General features: G+C 52.7%; 18 protein-coding genes and 1 tRNA gene. 3 read left to right on the top strand and 16 right to left on the bottom strand.

The features are described from left to right. Positions 1-84 precede the first annotated feature (84 nt). Positions 85-1,692 (top strand): tetratricopeptide repeat protein, encoded by a 1,608-nt coding sequence (locus tag WC903_01065; protein ID MFA5892546.1) that lies wholly within the window; start codon positions 85-87, stop codon positions 1,690-1,692. A 202-nt stretch (positions 1,693-1,894) separates the two neighbouring features. On the opposite strand, the gene WC903_01060 is transcribed toward WC903_01065, so the two are convergent. Beyond that, a tRNA-Gln gene (locus tag WC903_01060) sits at positions 1,895-1,968 on the bottom strand. Positions 1,969-2,137: 169 nt separating this feature from the next. Here WC903_01060 and WC903_01055 point away from each other — a divergent pair. Then, positions 2,138-4,525 (top strand): hypothetical protein, encoded by a 2,388-nt coding sequence (locus tag WC903_01055; protein ID MFA5892545.1) that lies wholly within the window; start codon positions 2,138-2,140, stop codon positions 4,523-4,525. Here the strand turns inward: WC903_01055 and WC903_01050 are convergent. Genes WC903_01050 through WC903_01040 form a run of 3 tightly spaced genes read right to left on the bottom strand, consistent with a single transcriptional unit; the run spans position 4,506 to position 7,454 of the window. Next, positions 4,506-5,315 (bottom strand): hypothetical protein, encoded by an 810-nt coding sequence (locus tag WC903_01050; GenBank protein ID MFA5892544.1) that lies wholly within the window; start codon positions 5,313-5,315, stop codon positions 4,506-4,508. The genes WC903_01055 and WC903_01050 overlap by 20 nt on opposite strands. A 2-nt stretch (positions 5,316-5,317) precedes the next feature. Beyond that, positions 5,318-6,589, bottom strand: a complete 1,272-nt coding sequence (locus WC903_01045; GenBank protein MFA5892543.1) for an acetate kinase — start codon at positions 6,587-6,589, stop codon at positions 5,318-5,320. Beyond that, positions 6,561-7,454 (bottom strand): FAD:protein FMN transferase, encoded by an 894-nt coding sequence (locus tag WC903_01040; protein MFA5892542.1) that lies wholly within the window; start codon positions 7,452-7,454, stop codon positions 6,561-6,563. Before WC903_01040 ends, WC903_01045 begins: the two co-directional genes overlap by 29 nt. 52 nt (positions 7,455-7,506) lie before the next feature. Here WC903_01040 and WC903_01035 point away from each other — a divergent pair, with 52 nt between their 5' ends. Beyond that, positions 7,507-8,448 (top strand): aspartate carbamoyltransferase catalytic subunit, encoded by a 942-nt coding sequence (locus WC903_01035; protein ID MFA5892541.1) that lies wholly within the window; start codon positions 7,507-7,509, stop codon positions 8,446-8,448. On the opposite strand, the gene WC903_01030 is transcribed toward WC903_01035, so the two are convergent. The 12 genes from WC903_01030 to WC903_00975 all read right to left on the bottom strand — a co-directional run bounded on the left by WC903_01030 (position 8,449) and on the right by WC903_00975 (position 17,852). Next, complete coding sequence (locus WC903_01030) at positions 8,449-8,637, bottom strand: 4Fe-4S binding protein (protein MFA5892540.1); 189 nt, start codon at positions 8,635-8,637, stop codon at positions 8,449-8,451. 1 nt (position 8,638) lies between these two features. After that, the gene (locus tag WC903_01025; protein ID MFA5892539.1) at positions 8,639-9,934 is read right to left on the bottom strand and encodes an MFS transporter; all 1,296 of its coding nucleotides are present in this window, start codon (positions 9,932-9,934) and stop codon (positions 8,639-8,641) included. Positions 9,935-9,946: 12 nt separating this feature from the next. Then, a complete protein-coding gene (locus tag WC903_01020; GenBank protein MFA5892538.1) occupies positions 9,947-10,120 on the bottom strand; it encodes a ferredoxin in 174 nt (57 codons plus the stop codon). A gap of 46 nt (positions 10,121-10,166) precedes the next feature. Then, the gene (gene phoU, locus WC903_01015) at positions 10,167-10,850 is read right to left on the bottom strand and encodes a phosphate signaling complex protein PhoU (protein MFA5892537.1); all 684 of its coding nucleotides are present in this window, start codon (positions 10,848-10,850) and stop codon (positions 10,167-10,169) included. Continuing rightward, complete coding sequence (gene pstB, locus WC903_01010) at positions 10,850-11,605, bottom strand: phosphate ABC transporter ATP-binding protein PstB (GenBank protein MFA5892536.1); 756 nt, start codon at positions 11,603-11,605, stop codon at positions 10,850-10,852. Before pstB (WC903_01010) ends, phoU begins: the two co-directional genes overlap by 1 nt. Beyond that, positions 11,605-12,363, bottom strand: a complete 759-nt coding sequence (gene pstB / locus WC903_01005; protein ID MFA5892535.1) for a phosphate ABC transporter ATP-binding protein PstB — start codon at positions 12,361-12,363, stop codon at positions 11,605-11,607. The genes pstB (WC903_01010) and pstB (WC903_01005) overlap by 1 nt, the downstream gene beginning before the upstream one ends. A gap of 20 nt (positions 12,364-12,383) precedes the next feature. Beyond that, complete coding sequence (gene pstA / locus WC903_01000) at positions 12,384-13,229, bottom strand: phosphate ABC transporter permease PstA (GenBank protein MFA5892534.1); 846 nt, start codon at positions 13,227-13,229, stop codon at positions 12,384-12,386. A gap of 21 nt (positions 13,230-13,250) precedes the next feature. Continuing rightward, a complete protein-coding gene (gene pstC / locus WC903_00995) occupies positions 13,251-14,144 on the bottom strand; it encodes a phosphate ABC transporter permease subunit PstC (protein ID MFA5892533.1) in 894 nt (297 codons plus the stop codon). A gap of 53 nt (positions 14,145-14,197) precedes the next feature. Then, positions 14,198-15,052 (bottom strand): phosphate ABC transporter substrate-binding protein, encoded by an 855-nt coding sequence (locus WC903_00990; GenBank protein MFA5892532.1) that lies wholly within the window; start codon positions 15,050-15,052, stop codon positions 14,198-14,200. Positions 15,053-15,124: 72 nt separating this feature from the next. Beyond that, positions 15,125-15,724, bottom strand: coding sequence for a DUF2490 domain-containing protein (locus WC903_00985; protein MFA5892531.1), 600 nt, complete (start codon positions 15,722-15,724; stop codon positions 15,125-15,127). 89 nt (positions 15,725-15,813) lie between these two features. Then, the gene (locus WC903_00980; GenBank protein ID MFA5892530.1) at positions 15,814-17,178 is read right to left on the bottom strand and encodes an ATP-binding protein; all 1,365 of its coding nucleotides are present in this window, start codon (positions 17,176-17,178) and stop codon (positions 15,814-15,816) included. Beyond that, positions 17,175-17,852: a response regulator gene (locus WC903_00975; GenBank protein MFA5892529.1), complete on the bottom strand. Its 678-nt coding sequence runs from the start codon at positions 17,850-17,852 to the stop codon at positions 17,175-17,177. The genes WC903_00980 and WC903_00975 overlap by 4 nt, the downstream gene beginning before the upstream one ends. Positions 17,853-17,864: the final 12 nt, after the last annotated feature.

Genomic DNA, 17,864 nt, shown 5'->3' with positions numbered 1-17,864 from the left:
CTTGAGTTCAAATATTAAGGGAGTATACTTGGGGCCAGATAGCTGTGGGTTTTTAGCGGGGAATACGGTTGCTTGAACATCTTTATGAATAAAATGACATTGCCTTTCATGCTTATTTTATTATTTTTTGTTGGCGGATGTGTGCCTTCTGATAATTACTTACAACCGATTTCCAATTCTCCTGATATGGAAATCGTAGATGCGAATGGGATAAAAACTATTTCATACAAAGGCATGAATTATAATATCATGGTGTCAATTATGAAATTCAAAGAAGATTATTTTGTGGTTTCTTTACAAATGGAAAACAAAAAAGAAAACGATATAGCTGAAAATAAATATGCTGCCCATCTTTTTGACGGCTCTGATTTAAAGCCGCTAAATTATTGCAGTAAAGCCTTTTTGGAAAAGATAAAAGGAATTTATTCAGAGGCAAAAGAGATCAATATTGAGCCTGAATATAAATATTCGTATAGTGGCAGTGATTCTGGCTCCAAATGGACCGGAGAGATGCAAAGAGCAGAAACTGAACAGAGCAAAAAGGATCGGCTAATTGTAAGTACCATATCTTCATCGCAGAGGGCATCTGTCGAGCGAGAATTTAATAACTATATCGATAATTATTTTCAATTTCGACCTTTGTATCCCCATAAGATTCGTCAAGGTTATTTATGTTATTACCCGAATTTCAAGCTAGAGTACCCCCTAATTTTCGTGGTTGTAATTGAAAACGATAGATTTGAATTTAAGTTTAAGCCCTCCGGATTAATGCTTGATGATAAAACAAAAGGACAAGATGAATCACAAAATATTGAACAATTTGATTCTGCCGATAAATATTATGAAAAAGGACAGTCTTTTTATACGGCAAATGACTATAAAAATGCGCTGCCGTATCTCAAAAAAGCATTAGAAATTAATCCTGGCTATGCCATTGATTATTCTATGTTAGGTTATTGTCAGCAACAACTCGGCCAATATAAGGAAGCCGTAGATTCATATAATCGAGCTATTCAAATTAATCCTGCTGACGTTAGTGCCTACCTAAATCTAAGCGGCATTTATTCAAATACATACCATTTTCACAACAAAGCAATAGAAATATTGAATCAAGGCATAAAATACAACCCTAATAATGCACGGTTATATAACAATCTAGGTTTATCATATTTTGGGCTGGGCAATTACGACGAAGGCAAAAATATCCTCAATAAGGCAATTGAAATTCAGCCAGATCTTATTCAGGCGCATGCAAGTTTAGGAATTGCTTTTTTTGAATTGGGTCAATACAATAAATCGATAGGAGCTTTTAAGCGGGCGATTAGTCTTGGTTCAGTCAATGAGACGGATTATCTCATCTTGGCTCAAGCTTATTATAAGATTGAACACTACGAAGAAGCAATAAAATCTTTTGAGCAAGTAATTTCCCTTAACTCTAATTCTGAATTTTCTGAATTAGCACATATCGGTTTGAGTAATGCTTATTTGAAACTTGGTCAAATAAAAAACGCCTTAGAATTTAGCAAGCTAGCGATTTATATTAATCCAAGCAATGCTAATGCGCACCTTAACATGGGGATATGCTATTTATCGCTGGGCGAGAAAGAACTCGCTCTTAATGAATATAAAACTCTTAAGGCCTTAGACAAAGATATGGCCAACAAATTACTTAAAGAAATTAACCAGAAATAATTTTTATAGTATCTTATTTACTCCCAGCTATCCCATTCTAGCCTTTTTTCGCTTTATCGCTGTCAGGGTCGGGGGATTAAACGGAAAGTTTGCGATAAGATAGTGGCTGACCATCGTGAACAACATTAGAACCGCCAGCCAACGGCCAACTAACTATATTTATATACCAAATTACCAAGTACAAATTACTAACTAATAAGTTTGGCTGCGGGACCTGGATTTGAACCAGGATTGCTTCTGCCAAAGAGAAGTGTGCTACCGTTACACTATCCCGCAACGAACTTCGTTCGCAATGACCAATGGCCAATTCTCAATGACTAATGGAGGAATTAATTAAATCGATAAGCAGTACCATCATTTGACATTTGTCATTGGTCATTTGACATTCAAGAGTATATCACTTTTTGTTGAAATTATTCAATGAATAAGACGATAACCAATTTGAATGAAAATAGGGACAAAACCACCAGCGCATCACCATCAAATCCCGGCGGAACCATTCCTTGCCCGCGCGGCTCGGGGGCTTTTTCCCCAGCCAGCGGTAATTTATCGCCCTGTCTTTGCGGCCGGAAACCTGCAAATCCCTTCAGCTTCCATTGTCCTCGCCCAGGCGGAACTCCCCTCCGGCGGAGGGGAAAGACCGGAACCCAAACCGACAGCTCCCCTTAAGCAGGACCTTTTTACCTTTTACCGGGAAAATCTGCCGTCCGCCAATCTGATCAACTTAAAAGCGGCGTTTGAGCTTCTGGAAGAACTCTCTCTGGACCTTGAGCCAAAAGCCCTGGGAATTGAATTGCTGATGAGCTGGGGAACATCTCCCGACACCGTCGCCGCCTATCTGCTCCTGGACGTTGATCCCCCGCTTGTCGGTAAACGGGGCGGCCGGGCTGTAATCGACTTAATTGACAGAAAACACCTGCTTGACGAATTCGACTTTCAACGGGAATTTGGCAATGATCAGGGCGGATTATACATCAAGATGCTGACCGCCCGCGAGCAAAATATGGATGTGCTGCTGCTAAAGACGGCCGAGATTTATACCGCTTTGTCCAGAAATATCGGCAAAAGATTGGAGCCGTGCGCGCCCTATGGGCGGCATGCTTTTGCCCCCCTTTTAAAGGTCCTGCGCCATTCCCGCCACGCCCAGCAGTTGGAAGACCTGGCTTTTTTTAACATGGAACCGGAAAAAGCCGCTCAAACCGCCTCCACGACTTACAGCGGGGTTTATAAACTTGGTCCGCGCTATTTCGCCGAAGAAATGAGGACGCTGGGAGAGTGCTTAATTGCGAGATTCCCTCAATACACTTTCAACTGGCGGGAAAAAGGGCTGGTCCAGATCGCCAACAAGCGCCGGGCGCTGCATGATCTTATCGCGCTTGAATGTATTGTTGAAGACACGGAGCAATGTTATACCGCTTTAGGCGAGCTGATAAAGGAAATGGAAACCTGGCTTTTCATTTATGAGCCGGCCGAATTCGATGATTACATCGCCAAACCGAAAGAGACAGGTTATCAGGCCTTGCACGCTACCTTCGCCGCTAAAGAAGGCTGGGAAGTCGAGATTCAGATCAAATCAAAAGCCATGCACCATCAAGCAACGGTAGGCGATTATTCGCATATCCGTCTCAAGCTGACCGATCAGGGTTTTGATTCTTTTATTCTTGAAGCGCCTAATGCCAGGGCCGTCTACGAAGCCAATCATTTTGAGTTGAATAACAAAGGATATGTCTATGTCTACGATGAAAACGGCCGGATTATTGATGTCGGGCCCAAGCGCGGGTCCGGGGCCGTCACCGTGCTCGATTTCGCTTTCCGGCTGGGAATCGGTGTCGGCAGCCGGGTGCTTAGCGCCGTTGTCAGGCGCCTGCAATCTGACGGTTTCTGGCAAGATGAAAGGGCTAACCTTGACTCTCCGATAAAAAACGGCGACATGATAATACTAATTCTGGCCAAAGATCCCCAGCCGGCCAACAAGGCCAGGCTCAAGGCCGCCAATACCCAGCTGTCAGCCGCCTCGCTCGATTTAATCGCCGCCGGGGTAACGGGCGGAGCAAGGGGCAAGTTAAGCCAATTCATCGATCGGGGGAAAATCGCTCTGGAAGAAACTGTGATCAAGGTTTGGAAAAAAGAAGCTTTCTCTCTTTTTGAGGCGCTCTGCCCGAGGGTTTGCGGCCAGACCCATCAACTTCACTACTCTTCTGCCCGGCTCTATAATAAAACCGGCTTTCGCGACGCCGAGACTTTTCATGCCGCCCTCGGCGTGGGCGCGGAAGCTGGGGGAAAAAATACATTGCTGCAGCGCGCCGGAGGGATATTGCAAGACTCTTCCGTCGTCACCGGCCGTGACGGCGACAGTATTTATGTTATGTTCAATAATAACCATCACGGGGCGTTCAAACGCCTGCTCGATTTTCTCGAGGCCGCTAAATTGGAGCTTAAGGGGATTAATTTTTTGGGCAGTGAACAGAATTACACTCTCGTGCAAATTAAAGCTTCACCGCTCGAAAAGGAACCAATAGATTTCTTCGCCAAAAGGCTCAACGACCTTTACAAGCACACGGCTTCCGCCGACCCTTTCCCTGCGCGCCGCCAGTTAGTGGAGATTAAATTCAAGATCGATCAGGAAATGTTGTCGCCAATGATCGCGGCCATCATAAATCTGGGCGAGAGAGTCGTCACGCTCTCAACCGTATCTAAATTTCTCCGCCGGGGAGTCGAGGTGCGCGCCGTTGTTTTTTCCCCTTCCATCTCCATGGAAAAAATGGCGGCCCAGCTCAACCGCGCCGGCAACAGCCAGGTCAAAAAGCTCAACGTTAACCACTGGAAAGGTTGAATAATTTCTTAAGTAATGTCTCTTCGCCGGCGCTCATTTTTTGGCCGCGGCGGCTCATCGCGTTTTTCCCGGTCGCTATGAACTTTTCAAGCTCGACTTTTTCCTTGGCTCCCCAGCTGAAGGCCGGCACGGCTTTCGGCGTCAGGCCGCCGCCAAAAATATTGGCCCCCAGCCCGATCACCGCCCCCGTGGGGATCAGCGTCCCTATCCCCACTTTCGCGTGATCGCCGATCAAACAACCCAAAAATTGTTCGCCGGTGTCGAGTTCTTTGCCGTTGAGCGTCATTTTTACCGTCCCATAAGTATTTTTTAAGTTCGAATTGGTCGTCCCCGCCCCCAGGTTGACCCATTCACCAATATAAGAATGGCCGATAAAACCATAATGCGCTTTATTGGTATAGCCGTGGAAGATCGAGTGGGTCACTTCGCCGCCGATCCGGCATTCCGGTCCGATCGATAAAGGGCCGCGCAGGTAGCTCTGCGGCCGGACTATTGTATTTTTACCGATATAGATCGGGCCGCCGCGGGCATCGAGCACCGCGCCGGCCTCGACTTCGGCTCCGGCTTCGATCAGCATATTTTCCGGAGCGTAGAGCACGGCTGACGGATGCACCAGGCCCAATATCCCCGCCCCCAAGACCCGGAGATCGCTTTCCAGATCGGCCCGAAGATTAACGATCAGTTCCCAGGGATAGCTGATCTTACGCTCGGCATGGTTTTTTAGGCTCGTCGCCCCGCAGCGAAGTTCTTCTGCCGGCTTCAGCCAGATAAACTTTAAAAAATCATCCATTTTCATTCGGCTTTCCGTTTGTACTTGGGATTTTCGAAGGAATAGGTGAAATGGGTGTGGGTCTCATAGCGTCCCTCGAGGATCGCCACGACATCTTCGATGAAGACGAGCTCCTCGTCGGTCGGGATAACGTAGATCTTGATCGGCGAATCGTCGGCGGAGATCAGCGATTCCCGCTCCCGGCTGACGGCCGCCGCGTTCTTTTTGGGATCAAGGACCAGACCGAGCCCGGCCAGGTCGGCCAGGACCGCCTCGCGCAGTTTCCAGTTCAACTCGCCGGCCCCGGCGGTAAAGACCATGGCGTCAATTTTTCCCAGGGCCGCCAGATAGGCGCCGATATACTTTTTCAAACGATACACTTCGATCTCGATCGCCAGCTGGGAGCGCCGGTCGCCTTCGGCTGCCGCCTTGTCGATGTCGCGGCGGTCCATGTATTTGCCGGTGATACCGAGCAGGCCGCTCTTCTTATTGAGAATAGAATCGATCTCTTCGGCGTAGAAACCCTCTTTTTCGATCATAAAGAGGATGATGGCCGGATCGATATCGCCGCTCCGGGTTCCCATGACCGCCCCTTCCAGCGGGGTCAACCCCATGCTGGTGTCGACCGAAATCCCCCCCTTGATCGCCGAGATGCTGACCCCATTGCCGATATGCATGGTAATGAGATTGGTCTCGAGCGGCTTCTGGCCCAGGAGGGCGGCCGCCCGGCGGGAAACGTAGAGGTGCGAAGTCCCGTGGAAACCGTAGCGGCGGACACCGTACATGCCGTACCATTCGTAAGGAACGGCATAGAGGAAAGCGTGTTCCGGCATCGTCTGATGGAAAGCGGTATCGAAAACGGCGATATGCGGGATATCTGGCAGGACCTCCTGAGCCGCTTCGATGCCGGCGATATTGGGCGGGTTATGGAGTGGGGCCAGAGCCTGGACCTCCTTGATCGCGTCGAGTACATCGCTATTGATCAAGGTCGAGCTCTTGAACCGCTCACCGCCATGCACCACCCGGTGGCCGACCGCACGGATATCGCGGAGCTCATGGACCACGCCATGCTCCTGATGGACCAGCGTGTTAATGATCATCTGCAGCGCCGTCCGGTGGTCGGGGCATTCAAACTCGATCTTCTGCTCCCCTCTCCCCGGAAGGCTAAAGCTGATGAACGAACCAGGGATCCCGATCCGCTCCACAACCCCTTTGGTGATCGTCTCGCGCTTCTCCCAGAAGAAGAGCTTGTATTTGACCGAGGAGCTACCGCAATTTAACGCCAAGATTATCATTTATTGTTCCGTTTCTATCTATGATGAACGATTTAGCTCGAAACTTTTGCAGCAATTTCAGCCCGTCAACGGGGCCCAGCACGAAGACAGCAGTTGATAAAGCGTCAGCTAAGGCTGCATCTTTAGCGACCACCGTCACGCTAAGGCACCGGTCAGCCGGACGACCGCTCCTAGGGTCAACAATATGGCCTGGCTGTTCGTACTGTCCGGAGGTCGACAGCGCGTCGCCATCATTCAGAGCCACTACTCCAATAAGCTCCCTGGTACCAGATACCGGGTACCTGGGGTCCCGTATCCCCACGCGCCAACCATCACCGATCACGGCGATCGATGAATGCGCGTCAATTATAGCACTTTTGACCCCTTTCTTCAGCAGGAGCCGCCGGGCCGATTCGACCGCGAACCCTTTACCGATTCCGCCGAGATCAATCCCCTGTGTTCCGTGCTCCGTGTTCCGTGTTCTAAGTTCAACTTTCCTGTTCTTCTCATCTAAAATTAAACTGCCAGGATGGCCCAGCGTGACGTCAAACGCCCCACCTGATGCCCGGTTGACCGCCTGGGCCAGCGTCAGAACGTCAAAGGTATCCGTGGACACCTGGAGCGGCGCCCGGCCGCCCAGTTTATTGATCAGGCTGATCTCACTGGCCGGATCATACTTATTGAAAAGCTTTTCCAGCCGCTTGATCTCAAAGAGCGCCCGGTTCGCCCAGTGCGGCGCTCCCCACCCGTTGACCTTGACCCGGACGGTCGTTCCCATCACCATCGCCGTACGCTCGGCCGGGAAGGGTAGGCAGCTTTGATAGCTCTCGATCATCAGCCAGACCAAAAGCAGGAATATTGTCGCGATCCCAAGGGGTGTTCTCATGGTGTATTCCGCCGCGTCATGATATAATATTTAGCGGTAAGATTCAAACGTTATGAACAAGGTCAAAGGGCTTCGATCAAAAGACCTCCTCGGCCTCAAAGAGCTCTCCGTTGAGGAGATCAATCTGATTTTAGAGACCGCCCGCTCGATGAAAGAGGTCATCATGCGCCCGATTCCCAAGGTCCCCACTCTCCTCGGCAAGCATATCGTGACTCTCTTCTATGAACCGTCGACCCGGACCCGCACCTCTTTCAATACCGCCGCCAAGGTCCTGTCAGCCAATATCACCAACGTCCAGATGTCGACCTCGAGCGCGGTCAAGGGCGAGTCGCTCATCGACACGGTCAAGAACCTCGAGATGATGGGGCTCGATTGCGTCATCATCCGGCATGGCCTGGCCGGCGCCCCCCACCTGGCGGCCAAAAACTGCCCCGCCCCGGTCATCAACGCCGGCGACGGCTGCAACGAACACCCGACCCAGGGGCTGCTCGATATCTACACCATGATCGAAAAGAAAAAAACTGTCAAAGGGAAGAAGGTCCTGATCGTCGGTGATATCGCCCATTCACGCGTCGCTCGTTCTAATATCTGGGGCTTAAAAAAGCTCGGGGCCGAAGTGGTAGTGGTCGGCCCGCCGACCCTGATGCCGAAGGACATTGAAACGATGGGGGTCAAGGTTTCCTATGACTTTGACGCGGAGCTCAAGGATGCCGACTTCATTAACATGCTCCGCATCCAGCGCGAGCGGATGGAAAAAGGGCTCTTCCCCTCGATCGAAGAATACTCCGAGCTTTTCGGGCTCAATGCCGAACGGCTGGCCAAGGCCCGCCGCGACGTAATCGTCATGCATCCTGGTCCGATCAACCGCGGGGTGGAAATAACTTCAGAGGTGGCCGACGGCCCTAATAATGTGATTTTAGAACAGGTAACCAACGGGGTTGCCGTACGGACCGCTATCCTCTTTTTGCTCCTCGGGGGAAAGTCCGCGGAATAACTATTTCAGCGTGATCGCCTGAACGGGACACGCATCCACGCATCCGCCGCTGCCGTCGCACGCTTCCGGTTTCACCAGTTTCGCCACGCCGTCCACAACCTCGAGCGCCTGATTCGGGCAAACATCAACGCAGATGCCGCATCCGGTGCAGGTCGAAGCATCAACTACCGCTTTTTGTCCAGCTGCCATATTATTTCCCTCCCTCTTTGATCACCACCAACCGTTTAGTGGTCAGGGGATACCAGATCATTATAACAAATGCGAGCAGTAAGGCCAAGCTGGGACACCCGGCCAATAGCCAGCGCAAACCGACGGCAAAACTCTTCGGCTGGGTATAGATGTACGGGCTGTAGCCGCTCAGGATAAAGATAGTGCTTAGGCTGAACGTCTCCAGGGCAATGGCAAAACGGGTGATAAAAGCGTTCATCCCGAAGAAGATACCGGAGCGCCGCGTCCCGGTCCGGGCGGCATCTTCGTCAATGATATCGGAGATGAGCAGATCGGCGATCAGGACAAAACCGGCCAGCGCGCCGCCGATAAAGTAGGCCGCGATCACCGCCTGGCCGACTGTGGTCAGAAAAAAGAGCGGGAGCAAGGCGAGCGCCAGCAAGAGCATGGAGGCCATAAAGCAATATTTGGCCCCCCAGCGGGCGGTCAGGAAGCGCCAGACGAAAAGCATCGGGATGGCGGTCAGGAAGGCGGCCGCCAAAATCGACGTCACCCCTCCCGGATCGGCTTGCAGGACATATTTGGCAAAGAACGGCAGGGTCGCCAGGATCAGGGTGAAACTATACTGGACAAAAAGGTTGGCCGAAACAAAGGTCAGGAAGGAACGGTCCTGGAGGGTCGCCTTCAAAGCGGTCCAGAGCCCAAGCGGTTTGGCCACGATCTCCTCCGGCCGCTCGAAACTGCCGGCTAACGCGGTCAGGATCGCCAAAACAATGATCACGCCAAAGACCAACCCCATTACCCCCCAACCGTAAACACTGTAGATGAGGGGGGGAACAGCGATCCCGATGAGCAAGCCGACTAAGCCGATAGATTGGCGGTAGGCATTGACCTGCGCCCGCTCGGCCAGGGTCCGGAACATTTCCGGGAAGAGCGCCGACCAGTTGATAACGGTCAGGGAATAGAGGCCGTCGAAAAGGCAGATCGCGGCCAGGAAATAGGCAAAAAGCAGATTGACCTGGCCAAGGCCGGTGAACGGGGCCCACCAGAGAGCGCTAAAAGCCAGGCCGAAAGGGACCGCCCCAACCGCCAAATATGGGATCCGCCGCCCCCAGCGGCTCCGGGTCGAGTCGGAGAGATAACCGAACAACGGATCGTTGACCGCGTTCCAAAAAGCGAAAATGAGCATCCCTAGCCCGGCCAGATAGACCGGCAGTTTCAGAACATCTACGTAATAAAAAATGACGTACGTGGCAAAGCTCTGGTAGGAGATGGCGGCCGCCAGCGCGCCGCAGCTATAGGCGAGTTTTTTGATCAAGCCCGCGTACCTTTACAGGTTGATCGCTTCGACCGGGCAAGCTGTGGCGACCTCTTCCATGCTGTGCTCTTCGCAAGCTTCCTTGATCGCTTGGGCTTTCCCTTCGGCGGTCATGGTGAAGACCTCCGGGCACATATCAACGCAGACGCCGCAACCGATGCATAATTCGTTGTCAACAGAAACCATGGTTATTCCTCCTCGCAAGTTGGGCCTGGGCCAATTATATCACGGCTTAAACGCGCTTGAGTAATTTATCCGGACGGTGCTTGATCACTTTCCCCTCGACCATATAGACGACATCCTCGCCGATGTTGGTGGCGTGGTCGGACATCCGCTCCAGGTGCCGCGAGATGATGATCAGCGGCAGGGCGCGCGAGGCGTTCTTCGGATCATGCTGCATAAGTTCGACCAACTCGTCGTAGACCATATCACGATAACGGTCGGCCTGTTCCTCGTCCTGCCAAAGCTCGCCGATCACCTTGGGATCGCGCTTGACGAAGGCATCGAGCGCCCGGCGGACCATCCGGCTGGCCAGTTCGGCCATTTTCGGGATGTCGACCAGCGGCTTAAGCAGCGGTTGGCCGGACATTTCGATCGTCCATTGGGCGATATCGACCGCCAGGTCACCGATCCGCTCCAGGTCCGAGCCGATCCGCATGCCGGTCGTGATGAAACGGAGGTCGTTCGCCATCGGCTGCTGCGTCGCCAGCAGTTCGAGGCACAGGTCGTCCGTCTCCAGTTCCACCCGGTCGATCGCGTCATCGTTCTTGACCACCTTCTCGGCCAGCGCGGTATCCATTTTTTTCAATGACTCGACCGAATTGACGATGCTCTCTTCGACCATCGCCCCCATTCTTAAAATGAGGTCGTTCAACCGGGCCAGCTCCTTTTGGAAATGTTCTCTTCCATCTGTCATTAGCCAAACCTCCCTGTAATATAGTCTTCGGTCCGTTTATCTTTCGGATTAGTGAAGATCCGGCCGGTCTCGCCGAACTCGACCAGTTCGCCGAGCAGCATGTAGCCGCAATCGTCGGAAATGCGCGCCGCCTGCTGCATGTTGTGCGTCACAATAATGATAGTATACTGCTTTTTTAATTCAAGCATCAATTCTTCGATGCGCTGCGTGGCCAGCGGGTCGAGCGCTGAACACGGCTCGTCCATCAGCAAAACCTCCGGCACCACCGCCAGGAGCCGGGCGATGCAAAGCCGCTGCTGCTGCTCGAGCGACAGAGTCAGGGCGTTGGCGCCCAGCTTGTCCTTTAATTCCTCGAACAGGAGGACAGCCCCCAGACTTTTGACCACTGCTTCGTCCAGCTTCTCCCGCGACTTGACCCCGTGGACCTTGAGCCCGTAGGTGACATTGTCAAAGATCGAAAGCGGGAACGGGTTCGGCCGCTGAAAGACCATGCCCACTTTCTTGCGCAGCCGGATCAGGTCGGTCTCTGCCTTGAGTATCTCCTCGCCGGCCACCAGGACGCTCCCGGTCGTCTTGACCCCGTCGATCAGGTCGTTCATCCGGTTAAAGACACGGAGCAGGGTCGACTTGCCGCAACCCGACGGCCCGATCAGCCCGGTGATCTTATTCGGTAACACTTCCAGGTTGACGTTGATTAACGCCTGGAAAGTCCCGTACCATAGGTTCAGTTTATTTGTTTCGATGATCACGGGCATTAGCCGAACCTCCCTGTTATATAATCCTCGGTCCGTTTATTCTTCGGCACCGTGAAGATCTGTTTAGTTTCGCCGATCTCGATCAGTTCGCCCATTAAAAAGAACGCTGTCCGGTCGGACGCGCGCGCCGCCTGCTTGACGTTATTGGTCACCAGCACCTGGGTGTATTTTTGCTTTAATTGTTGCATCGCCTCTTCGATCTTTAATGTCGAGATCGGGTCGAGCCCGGAGCACGGCTCATCATACAGGATAACTTCGGGCTCGACCGCCAGGGTCCGGGCAATGCATAACCTTTGCTGTTGCCCCCCGGATAGCTTAAAGGCGTTGGTGCTCAACCGGTCCTTGACCTCATCCCAGATCGCCGCCGCCTGGAGTGAAGCCTCCACGATCTCGGCTAACTTCTCCTTGCTCTTAACCCCGTGCAAACGCGGGCCGTAGGCGACATTGTCAAAGATGGACAGGGGGAGAGGGAGCGGCAGAGCGAAGACAACCCCTACCCTTTTCCGGAGGAAGTGCTTGTCGATCGCCGTAAAGATACTTTGGCCGTCCAGCAAGACCTCGCCGGTCGTCGTGGTCCCGGGATAAAGCTCGTTCAGCCGGTTCAAGGTTTTCAAAAACGAGGTTTTCCCGCTGTTCGACGGCCCGATCACGCCTAGTATCTCATGCTCCTGGACATCCAAAGTTAAGTCTTTTACGGCATGATTTTTCTCATACCACACATTGAGATTTGTGATTTGAATTTTGTTTTGAAGTTTGATGTTGGATGTTTGAGGTTGTTCTACCATGTTTTCCTCTTGCGGAAGACCGCTCTTAGCCATGAAGCTAAAATATTCATGATAAAGACCATGCCAACCAGGACGAGCACGGTGCCATATTGGACCTTGACGCTGACATTAGGGACCTGGGTCGAAAGGACATATATGTGGTAAGGAAGGACCATCGCCTGGTCGTAGACCGAACGAGGTAAGCGAGGCAGATAGAACGCCGCGACCGTAAAGAGGATCGGCGCGGTTTCGCCGGCCGCCCGGGAAAGCCCGAGGATTGCTCCGGTAATTATTCCCGGGATCGCGTTAGGCAGGACGACGTGTCGAACGGTCTGCCAGCGGGTCGCGCCAAGTGAGAAGCTGACTTCCCGGAACGAGCGCGGCACGCAGCCCAAGGCTTCGCGCGTGGCCGTAATAATAACCGGCAAGGTCATGATCGCCAAGGTCAACGAGCCGGCCAGGATCGACGCGCCAAAGTTCAGGAAGGTGACGAACAGGCCGAGGCCGAATAAACCATAGACGATCGACGGAACACCAGCCAGATTGATGATCGCCAGCTCGATCAGCCGGGTCAGCCAGTTGCGCTGGGCGTATTCATTAAGATAGATCGCCGCCAGGATGCCCAGCGGGATGGAAAACAAAGCGGTGCCAACCGTAAGATAGATCGTGCCAACGATAGCGGGAAATATTCCGCCCGCTCTCATTCCGGAACTAGGCATCTGGGTCAGGAATTCCCAGGATAGCCCGGGCAGTCCCCTAAACAGGACCAGCATAAAGATCAGGACGACCGGCAAGATCACAAACATGGTCAGTAGCTGCAAAACCCCAAAAGCGATCTTTTCTTTTAGTTGTGGGTTCATATTCATATTACGCCTTACTCGCTACCCATTACGCGTTACTCGTTTCCTAACTTTCCTGCTCCGGTGAAGAAAGAGGTCGGCCAGCAGGTTAATGATAAAGCTGATCACAAAAAGGATGATCCCAATAGCGAACAAAGCGTAGTAATGTTCGCTGCCAGCGACCGCCTCCCCCATCTCCGCGGCAATGGTGGCGGTCAGGGTCCGGACCGGCTGGAGAAAGCTGGTCGGGAGGATCGCGGCGTTGCCGGTGATCATCAAGACCGCCATAGTCTCCCCGATCACCCGGCCGATCCCCAACATGATCGCCGCCATTATCCCCGCCGAGGCCGCCGGGATCGTGACCCGATAAATGGTTTGCCAGCGGGTCGCCCCCAACGCCAGCGAGCCTTCCTTATAACTTTTAGGTATGGAAACAATGGAATCTTCGATGATCGAAACGATCGTCGGCAGGGCCATAAAAGCGAGCATGATCGAACCGGCCAGCGCGGTCAGGCCGCTGGACAGATTAAAAAGCTGTTTCAGGAACGGCGCCAACGTCACGATGCCGATAAAACCGAGAACGATGCTCGGGATCGCCGCCAGCAGTTCGATCCCGGTCTTCAGGATATTGGCGAACCACTTGGGCGCGACTTCAGCGATATAAACCGCCGCGGCCAGACCGAGCGGCACGGCGATGACGATCGCTCCCAGCGTAACAAAAAGGGATCCCAAGACCAGCGGCACAATGCCAAATTGCGGCGGGTCGGAGATCGGATACCAGTTGACCCCAAACAGGAAAGAGCGGACGCTGACCTGGCCAAAGAGCGACAAACCTTCTTTCAGCAAAAAGATAAAGATCAGGATAACAAAGACGATCGAGGCGAACCCCGAAAGGAAAACCAGCTTCTCAATTATAAAATCAAAAGGTCGTCTCATATTTATACCCACCTCCCCCTCTCTTTCTAAGAGAGGGGGTCGGGGGGGGTGAGTTATTTTAACGGCACAAAATCCATTTTCAAGACTATGGCCTGACCGGCTTTGCCTAAAACATAATCCACGAAAGCTTTCACTTCGCCGCTCGGCGCCCCATTAGTGTAAAAGAGGAGCGAGCGGGAGACCGGATATTGTTTCGCGGTGACGGTCCGGATCGTTGGCAGGACGTAAGGCGCGCCGGCGGCTTTGGCAATCGCCAGCGGCTTCTCTTTTTTGGTCAGATAACCAAGGCCGATATAGCCGATCGCCGCCGGGTTGGAGTTGATCTCTTCGATGATCGCCTGGGAAGAAGGCATCATCAGGACCGACGGCTCAAATTCATTGGGATTTTTCTTCTCGCCCAACTTAACGACATGTTCCAGGAAAAAGACGTGAGTCCCGGAGTTCCGTTCCCGGGAAAGGGCGACGATCTTCTTGTCAGCCCCGCCCAGTTCTTTCCAGTTCGCAATCTTACCGGTGAAAATATCAGAGAGCTGTTTGATCGTCAGCTTGCTGACCGGGTTAGCCGGGTTGACCGCCACCACGATCCCATCATTGGCCACGTGGATCTCCTTTGGTTCGACCCCTTTTTTCTCCGCCTGCAGGACCTCTTTCGGCTCCATATTGCGCGATGATTGGGCGATATCAGTCGTTCCGCCGAGCAGCGAAGCGATCCCGGTCCCAGACCCGCCCCCGGTGATCGCGATCGAAACAGTCGGATTCAATTTCATAAATTCCTCAGACCAGGCCTGACCCAGGTTGACCATCGTATCGGACCCTTTGATCTGGAGTGCCTTCTTGCCTCCGCCGCAGCCAAATAAACTGACAACTAACAACAAACAACTGACAACTAAAGTGGTTTTTTTGAACATGTTTGCCTCCCTTAACATTATTATTATCCCTTTTTCCGATTACGCCATCATTAAATCAATGTTAAATCCAGGTTAAATCTTCAGGCCGGTGTTTAGGATCGCCGCCGCGCTATTGGCCCAGGCCTGACCGACCATTTTCCGTTGCGCGCGCCAGAGATAGCCGAGGTTAAACTCGGTTTGCCCCAAGGCCTTGAACGTATAACCGGCCGACAGGCGGTTTTCATCCGCGAAAGCCCCGCTCACATTATAAAAGAACTCATCGGCTAAATAGTACCCGTTGACCTTAAGCTGCAGCTGGTTCCGGTATTTAACAACTGCGTTGGTCAGATCTACTTCGAAACGAAAGCGATTGCTGAATGGCTTGAACGAATAAGCGAGGTCCAGATAACCAAGATTGCTTTGTTTCCAATCACTGCCGCTCTTCTGATATTTTAGGCCATAATAAACATTCAGCTTTAAGTTCTTATTCAGCTCCCAAACCGGACCGATGTAGGTTTGAAAGTAATAAAGGTCCGACAAGTTATTCTTGACCCTGATCTCTGGGATCACATTCACCCCCCATTGCGTCAACTGGGCGGTATCGGTCGACCAGAATTCCACCTCGGACCGGGCAGTCAAGACTAGGCCGGATAAAGCCAGGAGCAGGAACATGACCGTCAATCTTTTTACCATTTTCGCACCTCCAATAATTCTTTGGACATGCTCATTATGGCGTTTAGAGATTAACGGATGATGAAAAGAAGGTTACGGGAAAGTAAAATTTACTGCCGGGGAAAAATGAGGGTGAACTTGGAGCCTTTGTTTTCTTCGCTGGTCACCGCAACTGAACCATTATGTAAGCTCATGACATGCTTGACGATCGCCAGACCAAGCCCGGTCCCGCCCAGGTCCCTTGACCTCGCCTGGTCAACGCGGAAGAACCGCTCAAAGATCCGCGACAGTTTTTCGGCCGGGATCCCGATCCCCGTATCCTGCACCGAAACCTCAATGTTGTTGGCTGACGGCTGGCAACTAACGGTCACTTTGCCGCCGGCGTCGGTATAATTGATCGCATTATCAAGCAGGTTAAGAAAGGCGCGGTAGAGATGGTCCTCTATCCCCAAGATGATTAACGGTTCGGCCGGGCAATTGGCGACCAGCTCTACCCCTTTTTTTTCCGCCTTCCCCGCGACGGTCTCGATCGCCCGGTGGAAAAGCGGGACCAGGTCGAGAGGAGCGAAGGCGTTGGTTTCACGCTTCGACTCTAGCCGCGATATTTCCAGGATATCATCGATCAGGGCCGAAAGGTTGAGAGTATGCTTCTCGATCTTCTGGAGGAATTCTATATTGTGCGCCGGATCGTTGATCGCCCCGCCGAGGAGGGTCTCAACGTAGTTGCGGATAGCGGTCAGCGGCGTTTTCAGCTCATGCGAAACATTGGCCACGAATTCTGTCCGGTAATTTTCCAGTTTTTTCAGCTCGGTAATGTCGTGCAGGACGCAGACCGCCCCGATCGTCGTTCCAAGACTGTCCTTGATCGGACTGCCGCTGGCGGCAAAGCTCGCCTGGATCGGTGAAACGATGGCGATCTCCCGCTCGACCATCGTCCCCTTCCGCAGCAGTTCCTCAAAGAGATCGGCGATCTCGTTATTGCGGATACTCTCCCGCACCGTCAGCCCTTTGGCTTCCGGCTGCAGGACGCTGAAGAGCGTTTCCGCGGTCGGGTTAACCAGAATGATCTGCGCGTCACGGTTAACGGCGATGACCGCCTCGGCCATATTCCCGAGCAGAGCGGCCAGCCGCCCTTTCTCGGTCGACAGCCGATAGAACATCTTGTCCAGCTCGAAACTCATTTTCTCGACAGAGTCCTCGAGCTTACCGATCTCAAAATGCGCTTTGTGCACGATCCGCTGCGGGAACTCACCAGCGGCAATCTTGCGCGCCGTCCGGGTAAGGCGGGCCAGCGGCACGGCAAACTCGCGCACCAGCCAGGTGCTCAAGCCGAGCGCCGTAATGATCGGGATGGCCAACGCCAGGATCGGGGTCCGCTTAAAGATCAGGATGGAAATGATGCTGACCAGGGCCATCAACAGAAAAGCGGCAAAGATGATGACGCGGAAACTGCGCAGTTTGCGGAATATCCTCATGAGAATTTATACCCGACCCCGCGCAGGGTCACGATATGCTTGCCCGCCCGGCCAAGCTTCTCTCGCAGGCGCCGGACATGGACGTCGACGGTCCGGGTTTCGATCGCCACTTCGATCCCCCAAACCGTGTCCAGCAACTGTTCCCGGGAATAGACATGGCCCGGATTGCTGGCCAGATAAAAGAGAAGTTGGAATTCTTTAGCGGTCAATTCGACCAGTTTGCCGTTGGCCTTGACCTCATGCCGTTCGGTATCGATCTCCAGGTCCTTGAGTTTAAGCGCCACCGAGGCGGCTGCCGGTTTTTTCTCGTAACGGCGAAGGATCACCTTGATCCGGGCGATCAGCTCTTTGATGCTGAACGGCTTGGTCAGGTAATCGTCGGCGCCGACCTCGAGGCCGACCACTTTATCGGTCTCGGTCCCCTTGGCGGTCAGCATGATTATCGGGATGCCGGCGGTCCGGTCGTCTTTTTTAAGTTTACGGCAAATATCGAGGCCGCTTAAACCGGGGAGCATCAGGTCGAGAAGGATAAGTGAAGGTATTTTACTCTCGGCCATTTTCAAGCCGCTGATACCGTCGTAGGCCTTGGCGACCCGATAACCTTCTTTTTTGAGGTTATATTCCAGGGTTTCGACGATATCGCGTTCATCCTCGATGATAAGGATTTCCGCCATTGTTTTACTATT

It is taken from the genome of Candidatus Margulisiibacteriota bacterium, assembly GCA_041658645.1.
Classification (GTDB): domain Bacteria; phylum Margulisbacteria; class WOR-1; order O2-12-FULL-45-9; family XYB2-FULL-48-7; genus JBAZZV01.
This window is presented reverse-complemented; position numbering and strand designations above follow the sequence as displayed.